Below are 26,067 nucleotides of genomic sequence, written 5' to 3' on the forward strand. Positions count from 1 at the left end.
GCCCGGTGACACTCCAGACGGCGAGCCTCTTGACTAGACGGACTAGTTCGTTAGACTCTGCATCCATGCGCGATACCTACTCATTATATGAGGCGAAGGCGAAGCTGTCGGCAATCGTTCGGCGGGTTAGAGAAGGGCATAGTGTGACTGTCACTCTTCGCGGCGAGCCAGTTGCGGAAATCCGGCCTATCGCGGCGCCGGCGCCAGGGCTCGACGCCCGGCTCAAAGAGCTCGAGGATCGCGGCACGATTTCTCCCGCTGTTGGAAGATTTGTCCGCGTTCGTCCGGTTGCCCGAAGGCCCGGAGCACTCAAGCGGTTTCTGGATGAACGCGATTGAGCACGCTGGCCTACGTGGATGCCTCGTGCATGGTGTCCATCGCGTTCGGTGAACCGGGATCGACAACCCTCGAAAGGAAGCTGACGAGCTTCGATCAGATATGTTCTTCCAGTCTGCTGGACGCGGAACTCAGGTCCGCCATGGCGCGGGAGCGCGTCCCGGCGCCTCCCGAACTGCTCGCCAAAGTTCGCTGGATCATGCCAGATCGGCCTTTAAACGGCGAGATCGGCCGCGTGTTGAACGCCGGTTACGTCAGGGGCGCCGACTGCTGGCATCTCGCCACCGCGCTCTACCTGGCGCCGGAACCGGCCGATATCAGTTTCCTTACACTCGATCTTCGGCAACGCGGCGTTGCCCGGGCGCTTGGATTCAAAAACTGACTGCGGACGGTAGCGGCCTGCAAAACAAAGGGGGCCGTCGCCAAAGACGGCCCCCTTTTTGTCCTCCCTCCGAAGGAGACTACAACCGGCTATCTGTCGGATCGAGGCCCGGCTTCGATGCCGGATTGCCGTCCACCCGATCCTTCACATTATCGACTGCACCGATCACTGTGTTCGCGGCTCCGCGGGTCGTGTCGGCCGCGCGGTCGGAGAGATCGTCACCGCTCTCGCTCATGCGATTCTTCGCCTCGCGCGACGTCACCGACGTATTGCGTGAGTACGCTTCCTCGGCATACGGACGAACAGTCGCCCAGTCGCCGTGCTTTGCGCGGAGATCGTTGCTCCAGCCCTTTTGCAAATCCGTTTCTACAGTCTCGAAGCTTTTGCCGTTGTAATCGGGATTCTCGCTGGCGAGATGGCCCAGCTGGTATGCGGGTCGAATGTCGTCGTAGCTCCGGTCAGCGAGGCGATCCGACCGCCCTTCATACGCTGTGCGGTAATGTTTGTCGTCGTTATCGCCAAATCGCGATGCAGCCTCGGAGACAGCGCGACCTGTCCACCATCCACCAGCAGCACCGGCGATAGCTCCAATGATCGTTCCGATAGGCCCGCCAACAGACCCAATGGCAGCACCTGCGGCAACGCCTGAAATGCTTCCAACCGCCTCGCCCACCACGTCTCCAGTGCTTGGATTATCATCGTGATGCAGTACGCCGCCCTTCTCGGGCTTCAGCTTGTCGTCGTGCTCCATAATTCCTCCTGGAATCAAACTCGCGGGTACGTTACTTGTACCTCCAGGATGGCAATATTGAGACCACTTTTCTGCAAATGCCCTCTACCGATCCCGATGCTCCGGTGAAGAAAGAGATTACGACAGTCAACATCGGAACACAGGGGTGGAATTACGACGCCTGGGTCGGGCCATTCTTTCCCGTCAACACACGCGCGCCCGATTTTCTCTCCGTCTACTCCCGGGCCTTCAGCACTGTCGAGGTCGATTCGACCTTCTATGGGGTGCCTGCCGCGACGACGTTCCAGAGCTGGTTCGACCGCACTCCCGCGGACTTCGTTTTTTCTCTAAAGTTGCCGCAGGAAGTCACGCACGAACAGCGACTTCGCGACACTTCGGGAGTGTCCGAGGAGTTTTACGAGAGAGCACGCCTGCTCGGCACGAAACTCGGCCCGATCCTCGTTCAGCTCGGACCGAGCTTCGACCCCGGCGAGCTTCCCGCGCTGGTGGATTTCATCGGAAAGATTCCGGACGATCTGCGAGTCGCCGTCGAATTCCGCCATCGGGGATGGCTCAATGAAGGGGTTGTTGCATTCCTGCGCGATCGCGGTATTGCCCTCGCCCTCGTTGAAGGGCGATGGTTTCCGCGCCGGCTCATGCTCGCTCTTGCCGCGCGCCCAACGGCAGACTTCGCGTATATCCGCTGGATGGGACCCAACCGTGACCTTGTCGATTACTCGCGAGTGCAGGTGGACCGAACCCGGGAGGTCGAAGCGTGGACCCGCGCAATGCTCGAGATGCGAGGCGGTGTCAACGACATCTTTGGTTACGTGGCCAACACCTTCAGCGGTCACAGCCCGGCAACCGCGCGTGACCTTCAGCGACGAATGGGACAACGGCCCGTCGACCCGGACCTGCTCGGCGATCAGCTATCGCTGTTCTGATGCTCTGAATGGATTCCAGTCGGACGCGCGGCGGTCACGCCGCGAATCTCCTTACATTGTAGTCATGAGGGTTCGCACCGCATCGATGGCCGCCGTCTCGCTCGCAATCGCGGCCGCTTGCGCGAGTCTCGGAGTGTGGCAGCTCTCGCGGCTCGATTCACGCCGCGACTTCAATCAGATCCTCGCCCGGCGGCTTGCGGTTCCACCGGTTGAAGTGTCGCGGTTGCCCGCCGACACGGCCAACGCACGCTATCGCCGGGCGACGATAGCCGGAACGTACGATTACGCGAACGAGTTCGTGCTGATGAGCCGCACCCGCCAAGGTTCACCTGGAGTGAACATCGTTACTCCCGTTCGCATCGCGGGCAGCGATACGGCGATTCTCGTCAATCGGGGATGGGTCTACGCACCTGACGCCATGACAGTGGATCTCAGGAAATGGCGTGAGAAGGACTCGGTCGCCGGTATCGGCTATGTCGCGACCTATCCGCCGCCGCGCAGCGGCAACGCTGCCTCCGCCAGTCGTCCGAACGCCTACCGGTGGCTTGATTACCGGGTATTGAGAAACCGGTTGCCATACCCGATCGCCCCGTATCACCTGGTGCTCGCCGCCGACACGACGCCCGTGCCGCGAGACCTGCCGCAAAGCAATCCTCCGCGGCTGCCGGCGCCAATGATGGATCAGGGCCCGCACCTCTCTTATGCGTTCCAGTGGTTTTCATTCGCCACCATATCTATCATTGGCACATACGTCCTCCTGAGGCGCAAATGACGGACGCATCGCAGATGCTCGCGACCGAAAAGGAAGCGCGTGACACAGCAGAGTCGGCGCGCGAGACCGAATGGGAGCATCCGAGCTTCGCTCGCGAGCTCTTCCTCGGCAGATTCCGTCCCGACCTGATCCATCCGCATCCGCCGAACGACCCCATCGAGGCGGCCCGCGCAAAGCCGTTTCTCGACCGTCTGACGAGTTTCATGGACAGGGTGAATTCCGACGAGATCGACCGCACGGGCGAGATACCCGAGCCGGTAGTGCAGGAGCTGCGTGACATGGGGGCGTTCGGAATCAAGATTCCGACGGAATACGGCGGGCTCGGGCTCTCGCAGATGACCTACATTCGCGCGATGGAGATAGTCGCGTCCAAGGACGGATCACTGATCGCGCTACTGTCCGCCAGTCAGTCAATCGGCGTTCCGCAGCCGCTCAAGATTTTCGGAACGGACGATCAGAAACAGAGATTTTTTCCACGTCTGGCCAGAGGCGCAATCTCAGCGTTCGCTTTAACCGAAGTGGACGCGGGTTCTGATCCCGCGAATCTACGCACCATCGCAACGCCCACGGACGATGGCGAGAACTTCATTCTGAACGGCGAAAAACTCTGGTGCACGAATGGAACGCGCGCCGAGCTGTTCGTTGTCATGGCAAGAACGCCCGATGCTCAGGTAAGGGGACGAACTGTAAAGCAGATCACCGCGTTCATCGTCGACGCAAGCATGCCGGGAGTCGAGGTCGTCCATCGTCTCCGGTTCATGGGCCTCAAGGCAATCGAGAACGGCGTGATCCGTTTCACGAACGTGAAAGTGCCGCGCGACAACATTCTGTGGGGCGAAGGGAAGGGGCTCAAGCTGGCCCTGGTTACGCTCAATACAGGGCGACTGTCCCTGCCCGCCGGATGTACCGGCGTGGCCAAGTCGATGGTGCGCATCTCCCGTAAATGGGCGGCCGAGCGGGTACAGTGGGGCCAACCGATTGGGAAGCATGAGGCTGTGGCGCAGATGATCGCAAGAATGACAGCCTACACATTTGCTATGGAGGCGGTAGCCGAGTTGGCGACCGCGTTATACGAAAAGGGCAGTTACGACATCCGGCTCGAGGCGGCACTCGCGAAACTCTACAATTCCGAAGCTGGCTGGCAAATCATTGACGATACGCTGCAGATTCGCGGCGGCCGCGGCTACGAGACGGCGAGCTCGCTGGCAAAGCGCGGTGAGGAAGCCATACCTGTCGAGCGCGCGATGCGGGATTTCCGCATCAATCTGATTTTCGAAGGCTCGTCGGAGATCATGCGGCTGTTCATCGCGCGCGAGGCTGTCGATCATCATTTCAAGCTTGCGTTCGATATCGTCAAGCCGGAGTCGACGATGAAGGATCGGCTGACGGCGATGGCGAAATCCACTCCGTTCTACCTTACCTGGTATCCCGGACGTTGGGTGGGTACCGGGAGGCTCAAGCGGTACAGCGAGTTTGGAAAGCTGGCAACCCACATGCGATATCTCGAGAGCACGACGCGGCATCTCGGCCGATCGATATTTCATGCAATGGTGCGGTTCGGCCCCAAGCTCGAGCGGAAGCAGGCCGTACTTTTCCGGGCGGTGGACATAGGAGCGGAGCTATTCGCCATGTCGGCCGCCTGTGTGCGCGCGCAGATGCTCGCAAAAAACGGCCAGAAAGAAGCGGTGACGCTTGCCGACAGCTTCTGCCGGGAGGCGAGACTCCGAATCGACGATCACTTCCGAAACCTGTACGGACCGAACGACGACAATCTTTACAAGCTGGCGATGCAGGTGCTGAAGGGCGAGCATGCCTGGCTCGAGCAGGGCATTTCCGCGTATGGTATGGAGATGGGGATAGACAGCATGCCGCAATCAATGGATGAAACGCCATCGCCGATGCCGGAGCGGGACGTACTCGCCGGAGCACATTAGAGCAAAGTGCCCCTCAGGATGATAGCGGCAGCGTAGAAGTAGATCACCAGTCCGGTAACATCCACCAGCGTCGCCACGAACGGCGCCGAGGCGCTCGCAGGATCGAAGCCGGCTCTTCGCAGGACGAATGGAAGCATCGATCCGGCGAGTGTTCCGAACGTCACCACTCCCAGCAACGCAACGCCGACGACGGCAGCAATGAGTATGTATTGATCCCCATACGTTCCCGGCCAGATGGTCTGCCACAGCACTATCCGCAGCACGCCCAGAACACCGAGGATCGTTCCGAGCACGAGTCCTGACGGCAGCTCGCGCAACGCCACGCGCCACCAGTCCCTGAGTCGCACTTCGCCAAGCGCCATTGCGCGAATAATGAGAGAGGTTGCCTGCGATCCGGAGTTTCCGCCTGAGCTGATGATGAGCGGAATGAACACCATGAGTACCAGCGCGCGGCTGAGCTCCTCCTCGAAGCCTCTCATCACCGACGCGGTGAGCATCTCGCCGACGAGGAGGACGGCGAGCCACCCGCCGCGCTTCCGGATCATCGACAGGAATCCGATCTGCATGTACGGCTCGTCGAGGGCTTCCATTCCGCCGAACCGCTGCACGTCTTCCGTGTGCTCCTCGACGAGCGCATCGATGACGTCATCGACGGTGACCACGCCGAGTATTCGCCGCTGCTCGTCCACCACCGGCAGCACCACCAGATCGTAGTTCGTGGTGAGCCGCGCAACTTCCTCGCGATCCATGCTTGCCGGTACACTGACGACTTCTTCCCACGCGACATCCTTCACCATCGCACCTTCGGGAGCTGCGAGGAGTTCGTGAAGGGACATTACACCTTTTACCGTACCTGCCGTATCGACGGCATAGATGGCGTGCATTGCTTCGCGCCGGCCGCCTCTGGCGATTCGCCTCACGCCGGCGAGCGCTTCTTCGACGGGTGTATCCTCGAGCACGGAAACGAACTCGGTGGTCATCAGCCCGCCGGCCGTGTCTGGCTCGTAGGCCAGGAGCCGCTCGGTTTCCTCACGTGCCTGCCGCGGAATTTCGGAGAGGATCTCGTCTGCCCTCTCTTCCTCCATCTCGTCGAGAACGTCGGCGCGATCGTCCGGCGTCATCTGGGTGACCAGCTCCGCCGCCTGGCGGGTGGTCATCGCTTCGAGAACTTCGCTTCGCAGATCTTCGTCGAGATACTCGAGCACATCGGCAGCGCGCGCAGCGCTGAGCGCGCTCAGCAGCTCCGCGACCCTGTCTCGCGGCAGCGCCTCCGCGACGTCGGCGAGATCGGCGGGATGCATCTCCTCCGTCTCCGCCGAAATGCTGGCCGGAGCTTCGTCGAGAAGAACCAGAATGTCGGGGGCGATCAGTGCGGCAACCCCTCTCGCTGCGTCCTCACCGACAACGGTGCGAGAGGGGGTGTGCCGATGGTCTTTCATCACACCACCGGCAGCTGGCGGCGGCTGACGCTGAGCGCGGCAACGCGGTATCCGGCAATGGTCACGGCTTCGCTGATGGCCTCGTCGGTAGCCGTCCCGTCGTGATCGATCACCGCCTGGCCGAGTGAGACATCGGCGCTGGAGATGCCGGGGACGCCGGCGAGCGCCGTAAAAACAGCGCGGACACAATGCGCGCAAGTCATGCCCGTGATCTTCGCCGTGGTGACCATGCGGCAAGTATAGTGGAGAGCCGGGAATTTGCCCACCGCCTGATCGCGAGCATTTCTGCGGTGCTCAGAGCGAATCAGACCGGCACGTGGCAAACGGTTTCTGGCCCAGCGCGGTTGCGGGCCAATCAGGACCATCACAGTATTTCTGACAGGTTGTGGAAGGGTCGGCGGCCCCCAGTGCCTCGAGCGCGAGGGTGGTTGACGCATTGGCAGGACCCCGCTTTCCATGCACGCCTGCCACGCATCTGCCGTCAACAGAGGAGTCTCGATGAAATCTTTGCTGCACGCAGAGTCGCGTGATGCGCTTCGACGCCGGCTCGCGGCGCTGCGGCCGAATACCGTACCAAAATGGGGCAAGTTCTCCGCGCCGCAGATGGTCGCTCACCTCATCCAGTCGCTCGGGATGATGACGGGCGATGTTCACGTCGTTACCGCGCGGGTGCCGTGGGTCGTGCGCAACGCTCCACTGAAACACATGCTGATCCATGTGATTCCGTTTCCGAAAGGCCTGCCGACTTCTCCCGAGCTGCTTGCCCGCAATGCGATCAGCGGTGTGGAGAGCGGGCCGGCGTGGAGCGCCGAGCTGAGCGCTTTCGACGAAGCGCTGGAGCGCATCCCGATCGTCGCGGAAGCTGGTCGGTGGCCTGCGCATCCAGCGTTCGGGCCTCTTTCCGGCCAGCAGTGGGGAGTACAGCAGTACCGGCACCTCGACCATCACTTCCGTCAGTTCGGGGTGTGATCGGCGGGAGCAGCAATCAAGCCTTTCTCTCTCATTGAGCTGAGTGCATTATCTGATTCCCGCGTCGGCGTAATTTCCACTCTCGGAGCTCTTGATGTCCAGACTCTCTCCGCTCGCAATCACATGTGTCCTTGTGACGCTCACTGCCTGCTCGTCCGACTCGCCTGATCCGAAAGCTGCTTCCCCGCCGGGTGTCAGGACTCAAACCGGTACCGGCGAGGCGAACAAACGGGTCGTCCGGCGCTTCTTCGAGGAAGTGTGGAGCAAGGGAGACATGACTCTTCGCGACTCGTTGCTCGATCCGAACTACGCGGGGCACATCCCGGGCAACGCGGCGCCACTTGACCGTGAAGGGTGGACCGCCTGGTTCACAGGATTCCGGAAAGCATTCCCCGATGCGCGTTTCACCATCGAGGACATGGTAGCGGAGGGAGACCGGGTCGCTGCCCGCCTGACGATGCGTGGCACGCACCGTGGCGAGTTGAACGGGATTGCACCCACCGGCCGCGAAGTGACAGTCACCGGGATGAGCATCGAGCGCCTCGCGAACGGGCGCATCGTCGAAGGGTGGAATCAGAACGACGCGCTCGGGATGCTCGGCCAGCTTGGTGCGCTGCCACCTCCTGTCCGATAAATGTTGAGCCGATCGACACAGCGGTCGATTATTTCGGGCTCTGGTGAACGATCAGCTTGTAGTCTGGAGCAACGGAGATCAAACCCTGATGACGGATAAAACGTTGCAGCCAACAGCCATCGCGGCAATGCCTTCCGCTGAGCATATGCCGCCTTACCGAACCTCGTCCGCGCTTGCACGCCGAAACGGCCGTCTCCTGGTACTCTCGGTGGCGGTGACTTTCGTGGTTCTCCGCGCGATGCTGCACCTCTCCCCGGAGTCCGACTTCGACGTTGCGGGCTACAACATCCACCACCTCTTCACGGGCCTCGTTCTCGTAGTCGCAGGAGGCATCCCCCTCGCGATTTTTCGCGGATCGACGCGCCGAATGGACCTGGCAGTCGTCGTCTTCGGCTCGGGACTGGGCATGGCGCTCGACGAGTGGATCTACCTCATCGCTACCGACGGCAGCAACGCATCCTATCTGCTTCCTGTTTCCCTCTGGGGCAGCGTTGCCGCAGTTGCAGCAGCGTGCTTCTACGCCGGGTTTCTCGTCGCGTCGAAAGTACGGCGAAATCGGCGGTATGAGCCCGCGGGGACTAATCAGGAACATTGACCAGGAGTCAGGTGTGCCTAGCATCGAGAAACGAGATATGCGCAAGTTGTTGTTGGTTGCCCTTTTGCATCTTCCGCTGCCACTGCTGGCACAGTCGTTTCATCCCTCTATTGAAGCCGGCTATGGCGTCACTGGGAGTCGTCTTTATTCAGGCGAAGCCTTTAGTGCGCAGGGAAGCGTTTCGGTATTCGAACGGAACGGGTTGCAGGTTCGCGCCGAGCTTCTGCATCAGAGGGGCACTGCCGGCAGCAACGGTCCACGTTGCGATCGGCTTGACGACCAGTACTGCCTGGGAACGTCAGACCGAAATCGGATCACGGCGCTCGGTGCCGCCTTACACATTCCGCTGGGAATGGTTGGTCGGTTCCGCGCCTACGCCCCCGTCGGAATCGGTCTCTACAACCGCCAGACCACGACCACTGAAGCAGAAGGGCCTATCGCGGTCTGCGTGGTGGACCGCCAACTCGTTTCGTGCGCCGGCAACCCGCCGTTTCGTACGGTCAGCTACAATACGCGCGCGACTGTGCCCGGGTATAACGTTGGCTTCGGGCTCTCCGCTCGATTCTCGAGCGTGAACCTGTACGCAGAACTGCGCGCCCACGACCTGATTGAATCGAACAGCGAGGCGGCCGCCATTCCGATTAGCGTTGGTATCAGATTCTAGCGTGCAATCGCTGGCCGCTTCTTTGGTGTTGGATGGTAACTCGCGCCGGGGCGGTCACGGCCGTCCCTACAAATCTCTTACAGCACACCCCCCGCTGTGGCCGCTATCATGGTGACTGAGGTTCAGGTTTTCCGATCCTGATACCAATTCTCAGGCATTCCCACTGCATCACCCAGCCGGTTCAAGGGCGCCCGTTGAAACTGCCTTGTGCATTCATACTGCTCGCGTTCGCAGCAGCGACGCTCGCCGCGCAACAGCCAGCGCAAAAACCCGCGGGCAATCACAACGCCGAGGCGCCCCGTGCGACCGCGGCGCGCCTGACAGGTTCGATCCGCCTCGACGGGTCGCTCGCCGACCCGCAATGGCGCACCGCGCAGCGGCTCGGTGAATTCAGGCAGCTCGATCCCCAGGAAGGAAAGCCGGCGAGCGAGCAGAGCGACATTCGCTTCCTTTACGACGACGACGCCGTCTACATCGGCGCAATGCTGTACGACCGCCAGTCAACGAGCGGACGGCTCGGCCGGCGTGACATGCAGATGACGGCCTCGGACTGGCTCACGGTCATCCTCGACACCAATCACGATCATCGCACTGCGGTAGGGTTCGAGGTCAACCCCCTGGGCGTCCGGCGCGACCAGACCCGGGCGCCGTCGAACGAGGACGATGGCTGGGAGCCTGTATGGGAAGTGGAAACAACTGTTACCGATTCAGGATGGATTGCGGAAATGCGCATTCCGTTCAGTCAGCTCCGCTTCACGGGGCGCAGTAACCTTCAATGGGGTCTGCAGGTGGAGCGGCAGATTGCGCGGAATCAGGAATTTTCCGTGTGGGCGTTCACACCGCGTGAACAGGCTGGCGGAATTCCGCGGTTCGGACATCTCGTGGGGATCAATGACATCGGCACGGGAAAGAAGCTCGAGATCATGCCGTATGTGGTGGGCCGCGCTGAAAGTATCGACCGCGGAGGAAATCCCTTTCGCGAAGATCGCGAGGCAGGAGCCGATGCGGGGCTCGATCTCAAATACCGAGTCACCAGCAACATGACCCTGGATGCCACGGTAAATCCGGATTTCGGGCAGGTGGAAGTGGATCCGGCAGTTATTAACCTTACGGCGTTCGAAACTTTTTTCCCGGAGAAGCGGCCGTTCTTCGTGGAGGGTTCGGAACTTTTCAATTTCGGAACTGACGGAACGAACAGTGTCTTCTACTCGAGGCGGATCGGCCGGCAACCGTCGCTTTCGCCGCGGTACGCGGAAGTCGATGTTCCCGATGCGACGAGGATTATCGGCGCCACAAAGCTCACCGGCAGAACCGCTGGCGGGTGGGCGATGGGCGTCCTTGATGCCGTCACACAGCGCGAGACCGCACGTTTCCGCACGCCTGAGGGAGTTAACGGAACTCAGGTGGCCGAACCACTCACGAATTATTTCGCCGGCAGGCTGAGGCGCGAAGGACGGGGAGGCCAGACGGCTGTTGGCGGATTTCTTGGTGCGGTCAACCGCGTCAATGTCGAGGGAGACCTTGCCGCCGTTCTGCGAAAATCGGCGTACACGGGGGGCATCGATTTGTCGCACCAGTGGTCCGAGCGTACATGGACTTTCCGCGGATTTGCCGCATCGAGCCACGTGCGCGGTGACCAGTCAGTCCTGCTCGCCACGCAGCGACTGCCCTATCACTACTTTCAGCGTCCCGACGCAGACCACCTCGAGCTCGACAGCTCGGCTACTTCTCTCACTGGTTTTTCCGGGTCGGCGAACCTTTCCCACCGGGTCGGCCGCCACTGGAGGATGAACGGCGCCCTCAGCACGATAAGCCCCGATTACGAAATCAGCGACCTCGGCTTCCAGCGTCGCGCTGACCGGATAGATGCACAGGCCAATGTGAATTACTCGGAATCACGGCCGGGGCGTTTTCGACGCTACGAACTTTCATCCACAGCCCTCGTCGAGCACAACTACTCGTGGGAAAACATCTCCAACCGGCTGTTCTTTAACGGATTCGTGCAGCTCCTCAACTACTGGTCCGTTTTCACCGGTTTATCGTCGGCGTTGCCCGGCACGGTGGATGACCGGCTCACACGGGGTGGTCCGCGCGCATACAGGCCGGGAACTCTTTCCCTGAATGTTTCAGTTTCGTCCGACCCCCGTAAATCGCTGGTCGCGGAATTCGGAACGTTCGCGCAGACGGGTCCGGGCGACGGGTTCAACCGGTCTTTTTTTGGAAATCTTCAGATAAAGCCCCGGTCCAACCTGGAGCTGTCGGTCGGCCCCTCGCTCAGCCGCGACCGGTCGGAAGCGCAGTTCCTCGGCCGCATAATCGACCCCTCGGCGACCCGCACATTCGGGACGCGGTATCTGTTCGCGAATGTCGACCAGACGACGGTAGCGTTCGATACCCGGATCAACTACACGTTCAGCCCACAGCTTTCCCTTCAGGTGTTCGCACAGCCGTTTGTGGCGAGCGGAGATTTTGGCGCCACGAAAGAGTTCGCCGAGCCGGGCGAATTCAAGTTTCTCACCTACGGTGCAGACATCGGGGAGGTAGTTGACGGGCGCATTTATCCGAACGGACGGGGCAACGGCGCGATCTCGTTCGCAGACCCACGTCCCGACTTCAACTTTGCATCGTTGCGCGGGGACGCGGTTGTGAAGTGGGACTGGCGCCCCGGGTCGACGATGTATCTCGCCTGGCAGCAGACCAGGAACAACTTTCAGCCAATCGGTGATTTCGCGTTCGGCCGCGACTTCGACGGGCTGTTCGGCGCGAGACCGGACAACATTTTTCTGATGAAGGTGAGCTACTGGCTGAATCCGTAGCGCTAGTCCAGCGACACCTTGCGCGGCGGGACCGGCGGCTTCTTCGCTCGTGATACCAGGGTCTTCTCGAGCGCCGGCAGCACGTGGTCGTACTTTGTGCCCGGGTGCCACAGAATCCAGCCCTCGTAACCCGAGTCGTATACAGCCCGCTTCTGCTCCCTGATCTCGTGCGCGCCGTAACGCGGCTGGCCAAGGTCAAAGGCCTGGAGCCAGGGGCGCACGCGTTCGCCTTTCAGCCCGAGCGCTTCGGTGCGCTCGCGGCCCCGTGAGATCGCGATGTGGATGATGTTATAGGGATCGGCGTTCGGGCGGGCGATGCCGAATGAACCGCGCGGATAATGCGACGGATAGACCATTGGCAACACTACGTCCACCGACTTGACCAGTGGCTCCCATTTCTGGCCGATTTCCAGCGCGCCCCCCACCGTGGAGACGAGGCCGAAAATGTCGGCAGTCGTTCTTACGCCCAGCTTGTCGAGACGCTTCTTCGACTGGTCCAGAAATTCGCTGAGGGCAGCCGGCTTGGAGCGACCATTGGCTTCGGGGAAGACCTGCGTCGGCAGGCTCTTGTACGGCTCGGGAAATCGTATGTAGTCCCATTGAATTTCGCCGAAGCCCATTCGGACTACTTCCTCTGCGACACGGAAATTGTATTCCCAGATCGCGTTCGCGTAGGGATTCACCCATGTGAGCCCCTTGCGGTCGCGCCACGCAGACCCGTCGGGCTTGCGGATGGTCGACCCCGGGTTCAACCGGGCCGCGACTGAGTCCTTGAACACCACCAGCCGGGCGATGGGGAGAATTCCATGCGCGTTCAGGGTATCGAGCAGAGGCTTGAGGTTGGCGATTTTTGTCTGCGTCCCGCCGTTCTTCTGAACGAGAGGGTCGTCAGAGTTGTAATTCAACCCGAACTCGTCCTTGATGTCGATGACGAACGCGTTGATTTCGGTGGAATCCGCGATCGCGATCAGCTTCGCCATCTTCGTCTTGCTCTGCGCGGCAAACCGGTTGACGTACAGGCCTCTGATGGGAGCCGTGCCGTCGGTACGCAGTTTCAACATCGCCGGCGACATACCGTTCACGCTGGCGGCAGCACCAGCCGGCTGCTGCCCGGCGGCATCGGTTGCGGAGCCGCTGCCCATCGACGATGCACCCACCGAGTCAGTGCCGATTTCGGTCTTGCCACCCGCCGCATCGCGGTTTGGGGCGCACGCTGTGAGCACAACCGCAAGCATTATGAAATGACGCATCGGGAATCTGATTGAGTGTTGAGGGATGAGTCGCGCATGATGCACTATATTTGCCACCAATGCGATACCTGTACCGGCTGCTTCTGATACCCCTGTTTGGCTGTTCGTTTCCCTCAGCAAAGCCTCCCGAGGCGGAATTCCTCGTTGCTGACGGAAGCTCGACCTACTGGGTGCGAAGCGGGCCGCGTGGTATCACGGCACGGATGTCGCCGCTGATACTCACCAGCGCCAACGATCGTTTTTATGAGGTGTACGTTGGTGAGTCGGCTCGATCGTACGATAATGCAGTCTTTACTACCGAGCCGGTGTTCAGGCGCGACGTTGTGACCGGCGATTCCACTCTGCTGCTGGCAGATCCGGGTGTGAGCAACTGGGAGAAGCGGTACCTGTCCATGTTTCCCGGGGCAGCACTACTGGATTCCGACGAGCTCAATGATGATGACGTCGATTTTGCCGCATCGAGTGAGATCGACATTCTTGGCGTTGTCGGGCCCTACATCCTGTACGACCGGAGAACAACCGTCGAGCGGGGCGACGATGTGAAAACAGACGCATTGCGGGGGGCGCTCGATGTTCGTTCAGGCGATGCGGTTCCGCTAGCCGCTGTGGGCCGGGACAGTACTGTGGCCAACGGCGGAGGCATTCGCGACGCAAACGGCGTGACGTGGCGCCACGCAGGTTACGAAGTTGTGGCTCGACTGGATACCGCTCGCGCCGAAACCGAAGTTGTACTGCGGAATCTGAGCGGCCGGGAGTGGATTCTCGGCTACGTTGATTCAGGGCTCCCGCGTGTGTTCTGGCTCGATGAGCACCGGGCGGGTTCGAAGCTTCGTATAGCCCTCACCGCGGCGTTCGACGGCGCTTTGATCGAAGGTGGAGACACGCAGATCGCTCAGGCGTTGACTGGTGCAACGGCCGCCCGGTACGCGACGACGCAACGATGAGTTCCGGCATCTCGAGAACCGTCAGCGAGACCCAGCACGAGACATCGCAGCTGATGATGCCTCAGCACTCGAACAATCTCGACCACGTATTTGGCGGAGTCATTCTCGCGATGATGGATACGGCCGCTGCCGTGTCGGCGATTCGTCATGCCCGCGTCAGTTGCGTCACCGTGTCAGTCGACCGTGTCGATTTCCGCGAACCGATTCATCTCGGTGATCTGGTCGTGATGAAGTGCAGCGTGAATTTTGCTGGCCGCACGTCGATGGAGGTCGGAGTGCGTGTGGAAGCGGAAAACCTTCAGACTGGTATTCGCCGGCACACCAATTCATGTTACCTGACCTTCGTGGCGATCGACAGAAACGGCAGGCCGGTGGAAGTACCGAAGCTGGTTTGTGAAACCGAAGTTGAACTTCGGAGGTATGAAGCGGCGAAGGATCGCCGCCGTCGCCGAAATGAAGAGCGGAAAGAAGAAGAAGCGACGATCTCCGCGCAGACGTAACCACATCGCATCTCGGGCGGCGGCCGTCCGTCAGACAACGAACAAGGTCGACAAGGCACATCCTGGCATTTCACATACGCAGAGGCTGATGACGACAAATACATTGTGGCGCGCGTCGCTTGCCACAGTTTTCGGCTTTTTGTCGCTCGGCCGGGAGGCTGTGGGACAGACAACGCCGCCGTCAACGGCCCCGGTAGTCAACGTGGTTCCAGGCCCGGAATACGAAGCAGGCCGGCTGACACGAAAGCTGCTTGGCGACGGGTGGCGGGATGTATGGACCACTCCACTCGACGTGCCGGTACTCGACCTTGCCCGCTACGCGGGTGGCCTCAAGGTGGTGCGGAGCGGCGGCGGAATGCAGAGCCGGACTTTGCACTTCGAGGAAACGGGCGGCTGGCGGGAATACGTCTTCCGATCGGTAAACAAATTCCCTGTCGGCAAGGCCATCCCGCGCGCAATCAGGGATACGCCGTTTGGCGCAATCATCGAAGACCAGGTAAGCACACTCTTTCCGGCGTCGGCGCTGATGGTGCCGCCATTGCTCGAGGCGATTGGCGTGCTGCATGTGAAGCCTGAGCTCTTTCTCATGCCGGATGACCCCCGGCTCGGCGTTCATCGCGATACCTTCGCCACAATGCTGGGCCTGATGGAGCTGAGTCCGCAGGAAGCACCCAAGGGCGAGGCGGGATTTGCGGGGTCGCGAGAGATCAAGGGTGGAGAGGATTTCCTCGAAGACATTCGGTCGAGCAGGTCGCACCGCCTGGATGAGCGCGAATTTCTGGCGGTTCGGCTTGTCGATTTCCTCATCAACGACACCGACCGAAGCGCCGACAACATACGCTTCGCCCGCTACGGTGACGACAGCGCGTACCGCTGGCGTCCACTCCCCCGGGACAGGGACCGCGCCTTCATCGATGCACGCGGGTGGTTGATCAAGTACGTCGTGAAGCCGCTCTATCCCAAGCTGATAGATTTCGGACCCGAGTTCCGGTTGGACGGTCTCGTCTATGAAAGTCACAATCTCGACCGGCGCCTGCTGCAAAGGCTCGCCCGCGCTGACGTCGACGAAGTCGCACTCCGCGTTCAGAAAGCGATCGACGACAGGGTCATCGAGGGGGTCGTCCAGGCGCTTCCGGCGCGCTGGCGCACCCAGACCGGCGCGGATGAGCGACTCCGTACCAATCTCAGAATCCGTCGCGATCAGTTGCCGAATGTTGCCCGCGATTTTTACCAGTGGCTCGCGACTGAAGTAGACGTACATGGCACCGACAAGAAAGAGCGTGTAGTCGTTGACCGGCATGTTGACGGCCGCGTTACGGTCACAGTGACGGGTCCCAAGGATACCACAGCGGAACCGTTCAGCCGCAGGACATTCCTGCCTCGCGAGACCAACGAGGTGCGCATCTATCTGCACGATGATGATGATGTAGCCCTGGTGCGGGGTGCCCCGGGCAACGCGATCAAAGTGCGCATTATCGGTGGCGATGGCGACGATTTGATGACCGACTCTGCGGGTGGAGATGCTACGCGATTTTACGACTCCAACGGCGAAAATGAGTTCATCACCACTGAAGGCACGCGGGTGAGCATCGAGGAGTGGGATCCGCCGCAGCAGGGAGCGGGGATCCGGTTCGATGCGCCTTGGCGGCCGGACTGGGGAACCAGCAAAGGCTGGGGCCCATTGGTGGACTACGCTGATGGTGCGGGGGTCATCGTGGGATTCGGTCCCCGTTTGCAGTCCAACGGATTCCGGCGGTTGCCATATCGCTGGAAAGCCGGCGCGAACCTGCTCCTTGGGCTCGGCAACGGTCGTCCCGGGGTCAGCATCGATGCGGACTACCGAGCGGAGAATTCACCGCTTGCGGTGCGGCTCGCGGCGCGCGCTACAAAATTCGAGTCGTTTCGCTTTTACGGATTTGGCAACGATACGGATCGTGAGCGCACCAGTCTCGTGCGGGTTGACGAGGACCTGGTTGCCGTCGAGCCGGCTTTGATATGGCACATCGGTTGGAGATCGCGCGAAGGTCTGGGGAGCGGTCTAGGTGATGGCGATGATGGCTTTCCGGGTCTCCGGCCTCTGACAGGAAGGCTGGAGGCCGGTCCGTTGCTGTACTGGACGAAGGTCCGGCCAGCGCCGGGCTCGCCGTTCGTGACTGAAGCCGGCGCGCAGGATCGCGACGCAAGCGGCCGAGTGGGTGTGCGGCTTGGGCTTGCCCTCGATCGCACACCTGGCGGCGCGGCGCCCGATCGCGGCTGGCGATTCCAGGCGAATCTGGCTGGGTTTCCGCCGCTGTGGAATGTCGATCAGTCGTTCAGCACCGCCGCCGGTGTGGGGTCGATGTATTTCCCCCTGCCCGGAGATCGAGCCCACGTGGCATTCCGCACAGGGGGTGCGTTTGCATCCGGTGCATTTCTCGTGCAGCATGCTCCAACGATCGGCGGACGCGAAACGGTGCGTGGCTTCGATTTTCAACGGTTCACCGGCGAGAGCTCTGCGTTTGGGTCCGCCGAGATCCGGGTGCCAGCAGGTACGCTGCCATTGTTCCTTCGCTGGCGCACCGGGGTATTCGGCCTTGTGGATGCGGGACGAGTGTGGTTCGACGATGCTGCAGAACCGGGCAGGCCCGCGTTGCCGCGAAGTGACGGAGGATGGCACACGGGCGTTGGCGCGGGTTTCTGGCTCTCCGCGCTTGGCCAGACCGTGAGTGTTGCATTCGTACGCGGTGAAGTGAATCGCGTTTACCTTCAGCGTGGCTTGTCCTTCTGATTCTGGCAAAGGGGAGTTTCGGTACTTGAGCAGCATATGGATTTCAAAACGGACGGCGGGCGTGGCGCTGTGTGCGATCGTCCTGAGCATCGCATCGGCGTGCCGGTCGCGTGCGCCAATCGGGGAGATCGCTCCCGCGGATATCGAAACGACGCTGCTGTTGATCGGCGATGCCGGCGAACCGGATCCCCGCGAAAGCGGACCTGCTCTCGATTCAATGTCGGCACAGGCATCGCTTGCTCCTGGCCGCACGATAATCGTCTTTCTGGGCGACAATGTTTATCCGGAAGGGATGCCGGAGGAAGGTCGCGCCGAATGGGAGGACGCGCGTCGCCGGCTGGCGTCCCAGGTGAACGCGGTTCCTCGCGGAGCACAGGGAATATTCGTTCCCGGAAATCACGACTGGGCCAATACAGGTCCATTCGGTCTCTACGCGATTCGGCTTCAGGAGCGTGTGATCGCGTCACTCGCACAGGGTCGGAACGTGCGCATGCTGCCCAGTAACGGCTGTCCAGGCCCCGTCGCGCTCGACGCGGGGCGGCTCCGATTGATTGCCCTCGATACGCAATGGTGGCTGCACAGCTACATCGTCAGAGATTCCTTGTCGAAGTGCGCTACCGATCCTGCCGCAGTGACCGCGGCGCTCAGGGCTCAGGTTGGAGCGAAGCAGGACGGCCGTGTGACGTTTGTGGCAGGCCACCACCCGCTCATGACCGGCGGTGAACACGGCGGCTATTGCGGAATCACCGGGCCATTCCGCCGCTTCGGCGGACGCGGTCAGGACATCACCTCGTCACGCAACCGTGTCATGCGTGATTCCATCGAGGCGGCGTTCGCGGCTAATCCGCCGCTGGCGTACGCCGCGGGACATGAACACAATCTTCAGGTGTTGAGAGGCGGACCCAACGTTCGATATTTGCTCGTGAGTGGTGCGGGTTCTGAGGCCAAGACGACATGTGCAGTATGGATGCGAGAGAGTTATCACGTGGTTCAGCGGCGGAGCGGCTTCATGCGTGTCGATATCCTCCGCAATAAGGGCGTGCTGCTGCGGGTCTTCAACTATTCCGACGGCGGCGTTGGCGGGCTCGCCTACTCACGATGGCTGGAGGTTCGGTGATGATGCGCTCGACGACCATGACGGCTCGCGAAAGGAATATGCGGATTCTCTTTCGCACGGTGTTGCTGGGTCTCGCATGGGCGGTGTTCACGCCACTCGAAGCACAAACTCCGGCGACGGATGATGATCTACATCTTCTGCGACTTCAGGCCACGCCGGTTGGAGCACTCCCGCCGCTGGCATTGCCGATGCCGGCAAGCCGGAATCACAACTACTGGGGTGGCCGACTCCAAGCCGGACACCGTCGCGAGCGACACGGGCCCGATCTGCTGGCTGTCGCCGCAGGCATCGACTATCAATACAGCGGTGGCTCCACTATCGGAGTCACTGGCGGCTTTCAGGATCGGGACTGCGATCTTGCCGGCAAGGGATGTGGTCGCCACCTGATGGTCGGCGGACGAAGCCGCTTCAGCATTCTTACGGGCGCCTCTGCTCTGGCCGGAGTATTTGGCGACAACAGTGCGACCAATACGCTTGGAGCAGAGTTCGGGGTTGGTTATGCGCCAAATGTGCTGCCGGGTATGAATGCATGTACCCTCGACTTCGGCCTGCCTTTCTCGGTTGCACTTTTCCAGAGGATACGGCTGGTGTCGTACGTCACACCGGGTTTTGTGCTCGACGTTGACTGCTCCAATGAAGGGCGCCAGAACAAAGCCAGCTACCTTGGCAATTTCGGCATTGGCCTGCAGCAGTTCGGCAGCCGCGAGCTCGACATCTACCTCGGCGTGCAAAGAATTTTTCGTGGCAACAGCGGTTACCAGCTCGGTATCAGCGTCACGTACGTCCGGCTGCCGTAGTGACCCGCCGACAGCCATGACTACCTTGGCGAGCCGGGCTGCGGCGCTCCCGCTGTAATCGCGAGGCTGAACCGTTCAACCTGCCGCTGATTCTGGCTCATCAGAACTGCGGCAAGATTTGCTGAACGCACCAGAATCGGCGTCGTTTCCCACGTTCCTGCAACGCCAGGTGGTGCCACGCGAATCGTGTCGATACCGGCCATGTCACGGGCAAGCGCCTTTTCGTCTGTGTAAACGAACAACTCGATACGAGCCCTGCCCAGTGTGTAGACCGCGGGCGCGACACTGAATCCCGCTCGTCTGGCTGGTGTTCCCGCAACGGGTTTTGCGACGAATCCGGCCTGGCGGAGACGTCTTTCAACCGTGCACAGCGCCCATCGTCCGTCATGCACACAGACGTTCCGCGCAGTGCCAGAGGAATCGGTTGGTGCATTGCCGGACGCTGCAACGGCCTTTCCCCCGGAATCAAGGTTCTCCGAAACCATTCCCGGTACGACCGCCGCACCCGGAACGGCCGCAGTAGAATCACCATCAGCAGTGGAATCACTACTGCACGCGAAAACCAGCATGCAGGCGAGGATCAATCGACATTCTGAAGAGGTCATTGGTGCACTAACACTTGACCATCAACTACCGCTCCGTCAACCTTCGGCGATGCGTACCAGCTTTACTGTCGCCGATGCCAACAGAATGCTTCCCCTCGTGCGTCGCATCGTGAGCGATGTCGTCCGGGATTACCTGCGGTGGCAGGACAAGGTCAGAGAATTCGAAGCGGCGGCGGCCAGCCGCACTATCGACACACCGAGCGATGAGGCCGACCGGCTCGAGCGCGAGGCTCAGAACCTTGCCCGGGACATCGACGGGTATATCGCCGAGATCACGCAGCTTGGTGTTCAGATCAAAGGTCTGGATACCGGGCTGGTGGATTTCCCGGGCGAAATGGACGGGAGGCCGGTATTGTTGTGCTGGCAGCTTGGAGAGGAAAACGTGCGCTACTGGCATGAGGAACATGCGGGTTTCATCGGGCGGCAACTGCTGCCTGAAACACATACGGGGCTGTAATGGCGAAAGAGATGCGCGGGTTCAGCGGGCCGGACGGCACGAGCTGGGGAGTGCAGGTCAGATTGCCGACAGCGAGCAACGTAATGATCGTGTTTCGGCATCCTGACGGAGAAACGTCGCGGCTCGACCGTTACGCATGGCATCAGTGGCATGGGCCGGAGGCGCGAAGCGTGACGTCGCGCATCGGGCCGGATGCCGTGATGAAAACCCTTGCTGACGAAACGCTCGAGCTCCTGTTTCGCAGGTCGATGCCAATCTCGGCTGGCACCAGCCCGCTTGCCGGGCAACGCGCGATGGCCCCCGCGCCGGGTGAGAAATACGGTGAGATGGAGCCGCGCGACTGACGGTCAAGCCGTCACGCGGAGGCTTTTGCCGTTCGGTCTTCGTGCCTCGTGTCCCGGCTTACCAGGCTATCCCGTAGTCCTCCCCATAGTTGCTCGAGGCACCCCAGAACGTCCCGTGTTTGCGATCGAACAGAATCGCGTTGATCGGGCCCGAAGTGAGCCGTTCGACCTCGAGCGTGTAGCCCATCCGTACCAGCTCTGCACGCACACTGTCCGGGGTGGACGAGGCGATCAGCATGCGCCCCGGCCGCGACTCGTGCGCACCGAACGACGACCGCATCTGGTAGCTGTTGATGTTCGGCGCTTCCGCGGCCTGCTGCACCGTCATTCCGAACTCCACGACGTTGAGAAAGAACTGAAGCAGATTCTGATCCTGCGAGTCGCCACCCTGCACGGCAAACGCCAAGTATGGGAGCCCATCCTTTAGCGCCATCGTCGGGGTGAGCGTAACCCGCGGCCGCTGGCCCGGCTGAATGACGTTGAACGGACCATCAGCCGCATCGGTCACGAAACTCTGCCCGCGCTGGCTCAGCCCAACGCCCGTATGTCCCGCGATCACCGCCGGTACCCAGCCCCCGCTTGGTGTAATTGACACCACCCATCCCTCAGCGTCGGCAGCCTCGATGGAAGTTGTTCCCCGGTAAAATCCATCCCTGAACGCCGAATCCGTGCTGGCAATCGGTGCAGAGCCGCTGTCGGGCTTCGCGGGTTTGTCCTGTTGCCCGCTTTTTGGCTGCGCCGCAACGGCGCCAGTGATACTCCAGTCCGCCAGCACCTGTTTGAATGGATTGGTGCCCTGTTGAAAGGGATAAGGGTCTCCCGGCCTGACGGTTGAGTCATTGCGGCGCCAGTCAATACCGGCATAACGCGCTTTCGCATATTCCTTCGACAGCAGTCCGCGCACCGGCTCCTCGGGCGGAAAGTACGGGTCTCCGTAGTAGAAGTCGCGATCGGCGAAGGCGAGGCTCATTGCCTGATAAATCGCGTGGATGTACTTCGGCGAGTTGTGGCCCATCGCCTTTACGTCGGCGTTCTCGAGAATGTTCAGCGCCTGCAGCATTGCCGGACCCTGCTGCCAGAATGGAAGCTTGTAGACCTGAATGCCGCGGTAGTTCACGCTCACCGGCTCCTCGATACGCACCTTCCAGCCTGCCATATCCTGCATCGTTATCAGGCCGCCCTCTTCCTTCGTCCCGCGAACGATCTCCTTCGCAATGTCGCCCTTGTAGAACCTGTCGTACGCCGCGTAAATAGCCTGCTTCCGGTTCTTGCCGGTACGTAGGGCCTCACGTTCCGCCGCCACGAGTTTCCTGAGCGTCACGGCGAGATCTTTCTGCACGAACAGCTCTCCGGGCTCGGGTGCCTCCCGAGTCTGGCCGGGATGGGTGAGGTACAAAGCGCGGGAGTACTTCCATTTCTTGATATGCGCCTTGTCCCGCTCCATCCTGTCGGCTGTTTGCGCTTCGATCGGGTATCCATCTGCCATTTCGATCGCGGGCGCAAGGATCTGCGCGAGGGACAGCGTGCCGTATTCGGCCAGCATGACCATGAGCCCTCCAGGTGTCCCCGGAGTCACTGCGGCGAGCGGCCCGTACTCGGGAGGATTGCGCATCCCCTTCGACTTGTAATACGCCGCTGTTGCACCGGTGGGAGCAACGCCGAGGGCATTGATGCCGATGACTTTTTTCAGCTTGGGGTGATAGATCAGTGCCTGCGTCTCGCCGCCCCACGAAAGTACGTCCCACATCGTCGCGCCGGCGGCGAGCATCGCGCATGCGGCATCGACAGCATTGCCACCCTTCTGAAATGCCATCGCACCCGCCGTTGCGCTGAGAGGCTTGCCGGTAATGGCCAGCCAGTGTTTCGCATGCAGTGGAGGTTTCGCTGTTCGCTGCGCGCCAAGCGGGAGCATCGCGACCGTTGTCAGCGCGGCGAACAGCAGGCGAACAGAGTGAGATGACATGGTCGGAGTGGTTTGAGGTGTCGGAGAGGAGGGCGAATTGATTCGTCTTTCGACTGTAGAAAGAATCGCGCCCAATTCAACAAAGGCGAGTGCAAATCCTGACCCCGCCGCCGGTATGTTTCCGGAACTCTGTAAAAACGCCGAGCTGCCCGCCCGTATATTCCCGGGATGTCTGGCCCGACTGTTCGCGCCCGGGTGTCAATCCGCGCTGCCTGGCGCATGCTCTCGCGCGCGATGCGCCTGCGTTGCCCGCACTGCGGTGCTGGATCGGTGCTCGCGACATGGTTCAGGCTGAAGGAGCGCTGCCCTCGCTGCAGGCTGCATCTCGAACGAGGCGAGAGTGACTACTTCCTCGGCGCGTACATGGTGATGCTTATAGTGATGGAAGGAATCTTTGCGATCGGATTCCTGATTGTGCTGTTAATCACGTGGCCGGATCCACCCTGGGAGGCAATCCAGTGGGGCGGTGCGGTGGTGCTGTTTGTGAGCGTTCTTGGTTCCTATCCTTTTGCCAAAACGCTGTGGCTTGCGGTCGATCTGATGTTCCGCCCGGTGGTGCCCGCCGAACTGGGATGGCACGAGGGTGATCCGTCGCTTGAGGAGGAAGACATCCGGCGCTGAGATCGTTCGTTCGTGGAATAACCTGTCACGCGCCAATCGGGTGGGCGGGAACCTGCGGCATCTGTGTAAATGCACCGGCTAATCCTCGGCGAACGGAACGTCGATCTCCATTCCGTCCCTCGCCACTACGCAGTTGTCGAATAACTCGCGCGCCTCGCCTAGCAACTCCGATGCGTTGAGGGAGTACCGCGCGGAGAGGTGGGTTAGCGCGAGCTGTTTCACGTTTGCCTCCGCTGCAACATCGGCTGCTTCGCGTGCGGTGGAGTGACCAGTCTCGATCGCTCGTGCGGCTTCCTCGTCGGCAAACGTCGCTTCGTGCATCAGAAGGTCGGCTCCTTGTGATGCTGCGATCGTGGCAGCGCACGGCCGGGTATCACCACTGAAAACGATCCGTCGTCCCGCGCGAGATGGCCCCACCAGTTGCGCTGCTTCGACGACCCTGCCGTCATCGAGCGTCACCGGGAGGCCGCGGTGAAGTTTTCCCCATGCCGGCCCTTCGGGTATTCCAATCCTGCGCGCGAGCTCAGGGTTGAAGCGACCGAGGCGGATGTCTTCGATCAGTGCAAATCCGACCGCGCTTTTCTGCTTGTGATCAACTGTGAAGGGGAGAATGCTGTACCCCTTTCTCTGAATCGGGGTGTCCGGCACGAACTCGGTGATCTCGACCGGGAATTTTTCTCGTTCACTGCCCAGTGCGATTGCCTGGCGCAGGAGGGGTTCCGATGCTGGTGGGGCCCAGAGGTGCATTGGCTCGGTACGTCCCTGCAGTGCGAGAGTCCGCATCAGCCCGATGACGCCCAGCATGTGGTCGGCATGCATGTGAGTGAAGAAAATATCGACGAGCGCGAAGCTCGTTCCGTAACGCATCATCTGCCGCTGGGTGCCTTCGCCGCAGTCGAAGAGCAGCGTTTCCCCTTCGCGCACTACTGCGATCGAAGTGACGTTCCGCTCCACGGTGGGCCGCGATGCGGAGGTGCCGAGGAAGCGAACGGTGAGTGACATGCGCGCAATATATCTCAAGGGGTTTGCGGCCTTCGCGCTCACCAAATTGCGGGAACGGCATTTGCCCGGACAATGTTGCGAGGCGCACCGCTTGCGAGCCATGCAGAATTGGCACTGGTCCTATTCGCGTCGGTGACCGTTGCCTCAACTAACCTCGGGTGAGAACTGACATGGCTTCAGCAAAAAAGAAGGACGATAAAAAGCAGGGCGGGAAGAAGAAGGGCGGTAACAAGCGGGAACAATCCTACGCTCAGCCTCCGCTGCCGAGGCAGCATCAGCAGTCGCCCGGGCTCGAGTCTGCAGTAAATCCACGTCCGAAATTCGAATCCCCTGCCTACCGGGCTGCGGGCAAACTCGAAGGCAAGGTTGCTCTCATCACCGGAGGAGACTCAGGCATTGGCCGGGCCGTCGCGCTGCTCTATGCCCGGGAGGGGGCGGACGTGGCCATTCTGTACCTCCCTGAGGAACAGAGTGATGCCGAGGAGACAGGAGCGGCGATCGAGGGAGAGGGCAGGCGGGCGCTACTGATTCCCACCGATGTCACCAGCATGGAAAATTGTCAGTCAGCGGTGGACGAGACGGTGAGTGAGCTGGGGAAGCTCGACATTCTGGTCAACAACGCCGCTTTCCAGATGAACAAGGATTCGATCGAGGAAGTGAGCGAGGAACAATGGGATCATACGTTCAAGACCAACATCTACGGCTATTTCTACATGACGAAGGCGGCATTGCCGCATCTGCGGGAGGGGAGCTGCATCATCAACACCGGTTCGATCACCGGGTTTGAAGGAGGGAAGACGCTGCTCGACTATGCCTCAACGAAGGGGGCGATCCATGCCTTCACGAAGTCGCTGGCGCAGAATCTCATCGAGCGGAAGATCCGGGTGAACGGGGTAGCTCCGGGGCCCGTGTGGACACCGCTCAACCCGGTTGCCAGTACGGCCGAGAAGATCACTAAGTTCGGCGCCGATACGCCGATGGGGCGTCCGGGCCAGCCAGAGGAGATGGCGCCGACGTATGTATTTCTGGCCTCGAATGCGGACTCCAGCTACATCACCGGCGAGATAATCGCACTGCTGGGCGGTGATGTCACGGGAGGGTAGCGATTCCGTATCGTGATTGCAGGCAAGGAGTTACGACTGCGTACCGCGTTCGATTTTCTCTTGACAGCCACCGTATGTGCCCCTATCATGAATGAGTTCGGGCGGTGCGCAACATGGCGACGCCTGCATTGGTGAGGCCTGCTGTGTGAGGTGGTGTGTTTTTGCTTCGGGCGAGCTAAGTTGTGTTCTCGCGCATGCGCGGGGCTGTAGCTCAGCTGGGAGAGCGCTGCATTCGCATTGCAGAGGTCAGGGGTTCGAGCCCCCTCAGCTCCATTGAGAAGATTGTTCGCACTTTTTGCGAATCAGGGTGTAAGCAGTGCATAGATCAGCTGCCCGCCGCCGTTCGGTAGGACGTAGAGTTCCAATGACGGCGCGCGTGGCA

General features: G+C 61.0%; 26 protein-coding genes and 1 tRNA gene. 20 read left to right on the top strand and 7 right to left on the bottom strand.

The annotated features are described in order from the left end of the window. Positions 1-65 precede the first annotated feature (65 nt). Both WKF55_11845 and WKF55_11850 read left to right on the top strand, forming a co-directional pair. Positions 66-338, top strand: a complete 273-nt coding sequence (locus WKF55_11845) for a type II toxin-antitoxin system prevent-host-death family antitoxin (protein MEJ7760268.1) — start codon at positions 66-68, stop codon at positions 336-338. After that, positions 335-718 carry a PIN domain-containing protein gene (locus WKF55_11850; GenBank protein ID MEJ7760269.1) on the top strand — a complete coding sequence of 128 codons (384 nt, stop codon included), beginning with the start codon at positions 335-337 and terminating at the stop codon, positions 716-718. The genes WKF55_11845 and WKF55_11850 overlap by 4 nt, the downstream gene beginning before the upstream one ends. Before the next feature lie 79 nt (positions 719-797). On the opposite strand, the gene WKF55_11855 is transcribed toward WKF55_11850, so the two are convergent. Then, positions 798-1,469 carry a hypothetical protein gene (locus WKF55_11855; GenBank protein ID MEJ7760270.1) on the bottom strand — a complete coding sequence of 224 codons (672 nt, stop codon included), beginning with the start codon at positions 1,467-1,469 and terminating at the stop codon, positions 798-800. 35 nt (positions 1,470-1,504) lie between these two features. Here WKF55_11855 and WKF55_11860 point away from each other — a divergent pair, with 35 nt between their 5' ends. From WKF55_11860 to WKF55_11870, 3 genes are all read left to right on the top strand, one after another. Continuing rightward, a complete protein-coding gene (locus WKF55_11860) occupies positions 1,505-2,392 on the top strand; it encodes a DUF72 domain-containing protein (GenBank protein ID MEJ7760271.1) in 888 nt (295 codons plus the stop codon). Positions 2,393-2,456: 64 nt separating this feature from the next. Then, complete coding sequence (locus WKF55_11865; GenBank protein ID MEJ7760272.1) at positions 2,457-3,164, top strand: SURF1 family protein; 708 nt, start codon at positions 2,457-2,459, stop codon at positions 3,162-3,164. After that, complete coding sequence (locus tag WKF55_11870) at positions 3,161-5,098, top strand: acyl-CoA dehydrogenase family protein (GenBank protein ID MEJ7760273.1); 1,938 nt, start codon at positions 3,161-3,163, stop codon at positions 5,096-5,098. Before WKF55_11865 ends, WKF55_11870 begins: the two co-directional genes overlap by 4 nt. On the opposite strand, the gene mgtE is transcribed toward WKF55_11870, so the two are convergent. Together mgtE and WKF55_11880 are read right to left on the bottom strand one after the other, a co-directional pair. Beyond that, positions 5,095-6,537, bottom strand: a complete 1,443-nt coding sequence (gene mgtE / locus WKF55_11875; protein ID MEJ7760274.1) for a magnesium transporter — start codon at positions 6,535-6,537, stop codon at positions 5,095-5,097. The genes WKF55_11870 and mgtE overlap by 4 nt on opposite strands. Then, positions 6,537-6,767: a cation transporter gene (locus WKF55_11880; protein ID MEJ7760275.1), complete on the bottom strand. Its 231-nt coding sequence runs from the start codon at positions 6,765-6,767 to the stop codon at positions 6,537-6,539. The genes mgtE and WKF55_11880 overlap by 1 nt, the downstream gene beginning before the upstream one ends. A 268-nt stretch (positions 6,768-7,035) precedes the next feature. Here WKF55_11880 and WKF55_11885 point away from each other — a divergent pair, with 268 nt between their 5' ends. The 5 genes from WKF55_11885 (at position 7,036) to WKF55_11905 (ending at position 12,215) form a co-directional block, all read left to right on the top strand. Next, the gene (locus tag WKF55_11885; GenBank protein MEJ7760276.1) at positions 7,036-7,506 is read left to right on the top strand and encodes a DUF1569 domain-containing protein; all 471 of its coding nucleotides are present in this window, start codon (positions 7,036-7,038) and stop codon (positions 7,504-7,506) included. A gap of 94 nt (positions 7,507-7,600) precedes the next feature. Further along, positions 7,601-8,140, top strand: a complete 540-nt coding sequence (locus WKF55_11890) for an ester cyclase (GenBank protein ID MEJ7760277.1) — start codon at positions 7,601-7,603, stop codon at positions 8,138-8,140. 88 nt (positions 8,141-8,228) lie between these two features. After that, positions 8,229-8,735 carry a hypothetical protein gene (locus WKF55_11895; protein ID MEJ7760278.1) on the top strand — a complete coding sequence of 169 codons (507 nt, stop codon included), beginning with the start codon at positions 8,229-8,231 and terminating at the stop codon, positions 8,733-8,735. 37 nt (positions 8,736-8,772) lie between these two features. Beyond that, on the top strand, positions 8,773-9,399 hold the full coding sequence (locus tag WKF55_11900) for a hypothetical protein (GenBank protein ID MEJ7760279.1): 627 nt from the start codon (positions 8,773-8,775) through the stop codon (positions 9,397-9,399). Between the two features lie 194 nt (positions 9,400-9,593). Beyond that, entirely contained in the window at positions 9,594-12,215 is a 2,622-nt protein-coding gene (locus tag WKF55_11905) for a DUF5916 domain-containing protein (GenBank protein MEJ7760280.1), read from the top strand. Between the two features lie 2 nt (positions 12,216-12,217). On the opposite strand, the gene WKF55_11910 is transcribed toward WKF55_11905, so the two are convergent. Further along, positions 12,218-13,465, bottom strand: coding sequence for a putative glycoside hydrolase (locus WKF55_11910; protein MEJ7760281.1), 1,248 nt, complete (start codon positions 13,463-13,465; stop codon positions 12,218-12,220). A 59-nt stretch (positions 13,466-13,524) separates the two neighbouring features. Here WKF55_11910 and WKF55_11915 point away from each other — a divergent pair, with 59 nt between their 5' ends. The 5 genes from WKF55_11915 (at position 13,525) to WKF55_11935 (ending at position 19,590) form a co-directional block, all read left to right on the top strand. Beyond that, complete coding sequence (locus tag WKF55_11915) at positions 13,525-14,409, top strand: hypothetical protein (protein ID MEJ7760282.1); 885 nt, start codon at positions 13,525-13,527, stop codon at positions 14,407-14,409. Continuing rightward, positions 14,406-14,909: an acyl-CoA thioesterase gene (locus WKF55_11920; GenBank protein MEJ7760283.1), complete on the top strand. Its 504-nt coding sequence runs from the start codon at positions 14,406-14,408 to the stop codon at positions 14,907-14,909. The genes WKF55_11915 and WKF55_11920 overlap by 4 nt, the downstream gene beginning before the upstream one ends. Before the next feature lie 88 nt (positions 14,910-14,997). Next, entirely contained in the window at positions 14,998-17,676 is a 2,679-nt protein-coding gene (locus WKF55_11925; protein MEJ7760284.1) for a BamA/TamA family outer membrane protein, read from the top strand. A gap of 61 nt (positions 17,677-17,737) precedes the next feature. Then, positions 17,738-18,793 carry a metallophosphoesterase gene (locus WKF55_11930; protein MEJ7760285.1) on the top strand — a complete coding sequence of 352 codons (1,056 nt, stop codon included), beginning with the start codon at positions 17,738-17,740 and terminating at the stop codon, positions 18,791-18,793. Next, positions 18,793-19,590 carry a hypothetical protein gene (locus WKF55_11935; GenBank protein ID MEJ7760286.1) on the top strand — a complete coding sequence of 266 codons (798 nt, stop codon included), beginning with the start codon at positions 18,793-18,795 and terminating at the stop codon, positions 19,588-19,590. The genes WKF55_11930 and WKF55_11935 overlap by 1 nt, the downstream gene beginning before the upstream one ends. 20 nt (positions 19,591-19,610) lie before the next feature. Here WKF55_11935 and WKF55_11940 read toward each other — a convergent pair whose 3' ends face one another. Beyond that, positions 19,611-20,174, bottom strand: coding sequence for a hypothetical protein (locus tag WKF55_11940; GenBank protein ID MEJ7760287.1), 564 nt, complete (start codon positions 20,172-20,174; stop codon positions 19,611-19,613). Between the two features lie 70 nt (positions 20,175-20,244). On the opposite strand from WKF55_11940, the gene WKF55_11945 reads away from it, so the two are divergent. Continuing rightward, positions 20,245-20,652, top strand: a complete 408-nt coding sequence (locus WKF55_11945; GenBank protein ID MEJ7760288.1) for a DUF2203 domain-containing protein — start codon at positions 20,245-20,247, stop codon at positions 20,650-20,652. After that, on the top strand, positions 20,652-20,996 hold the full coding sequence (locus tag WKF55_11950) for a hypothetical protein (protein ID MEJ7760289.1): 345 nt from the start codon (positions 20,652-20,654) through the stop codon (positions 20,994-20,996). Before WKF55_11945 ends, WKF55_11950 begins: the two co-directional genes overlap by 1 nt. Before the next feature lie 58 nt (positions 20,997-21,054). Here WKF55_11950 and WKF55_11955 read toward each other — a convergent pair whose 3' ends face one another. Beyond that, complete coding sequence (locus WKF55_11955) at positions 21,055-22,959, bottom strand: gamma-glutamyltransferase (GenBank protein ID MEJ7760290.1); 1,905 nt, start codon at positions 22,957-22,959, stop codon at positions 21,055-21,057. A 168-nt stretch (positions 22,960-23,127) separates the two neighbouring features. On the opposite strand from WKF55_11955, the gene WKF55_11960 reads away from it, so the two are divergent. Next, on the top strand, positions 23,128-23,580 hold the full coding sequence (locus WKF55_11960) for a DUF983 domain-containing protein (GenBank protein ID MEJ7760291.1): 453 nt from the start codon (positions 23,128-23,130) through the stop codon (positions 23,578-23,580). Between the two features lie 78 nt (positions 23,581-23,658). Here the strand turns inward: WKF55_11960 and rnz are convergent, their stop codons facing one another. Next, on the bottom strand, positions 23,659-24,582 hold the full coding sequence (gene rnz / locus WKF55_11965) for a ribonuclease Z (GenBank protein ID MEJ7760292.1): 924 nt from the start codon (positions 24,580-24,582) through the stop codon (positions 23,659-23,661). Positions 24,583-24,752: 170 nt separating this feature from the next. Between rnz and WKF55_11970 the strand changes: the two genes are divergently transcribed. Both WKF55_11970 and WKF55_11975 read left to right on the top strand, forming a co-directional pair. Next, on the top strand, positions 24,753-25,685 hold the full coding sequence (locus WKF55_11970) for an SDR family oxidoreductase (protein MEJ7760293.1): 933 nt from the start codon (positions 24,753-24,755) through the stop codon (positions 25,683-25,685). Positions 25,686-25,885: 200 nt separating this feature from the next. Continuing rightward, a tRNA-Ala gene (locus tag WKF55_11975) sits at positions 25,886-25,958 on the top strand. Positions 25,959-26,067 lie beyond the last annotated feature (109 nt).

Source organism: Gemmatimonadaceae bacterium, assembly GCA_037721215.1.
Lineage (GTDB): Bacteria > Gemmatimonadota > Gemmatimonadetes > Gemmatimonadales > Gemmatimonadaceae > UBA4720.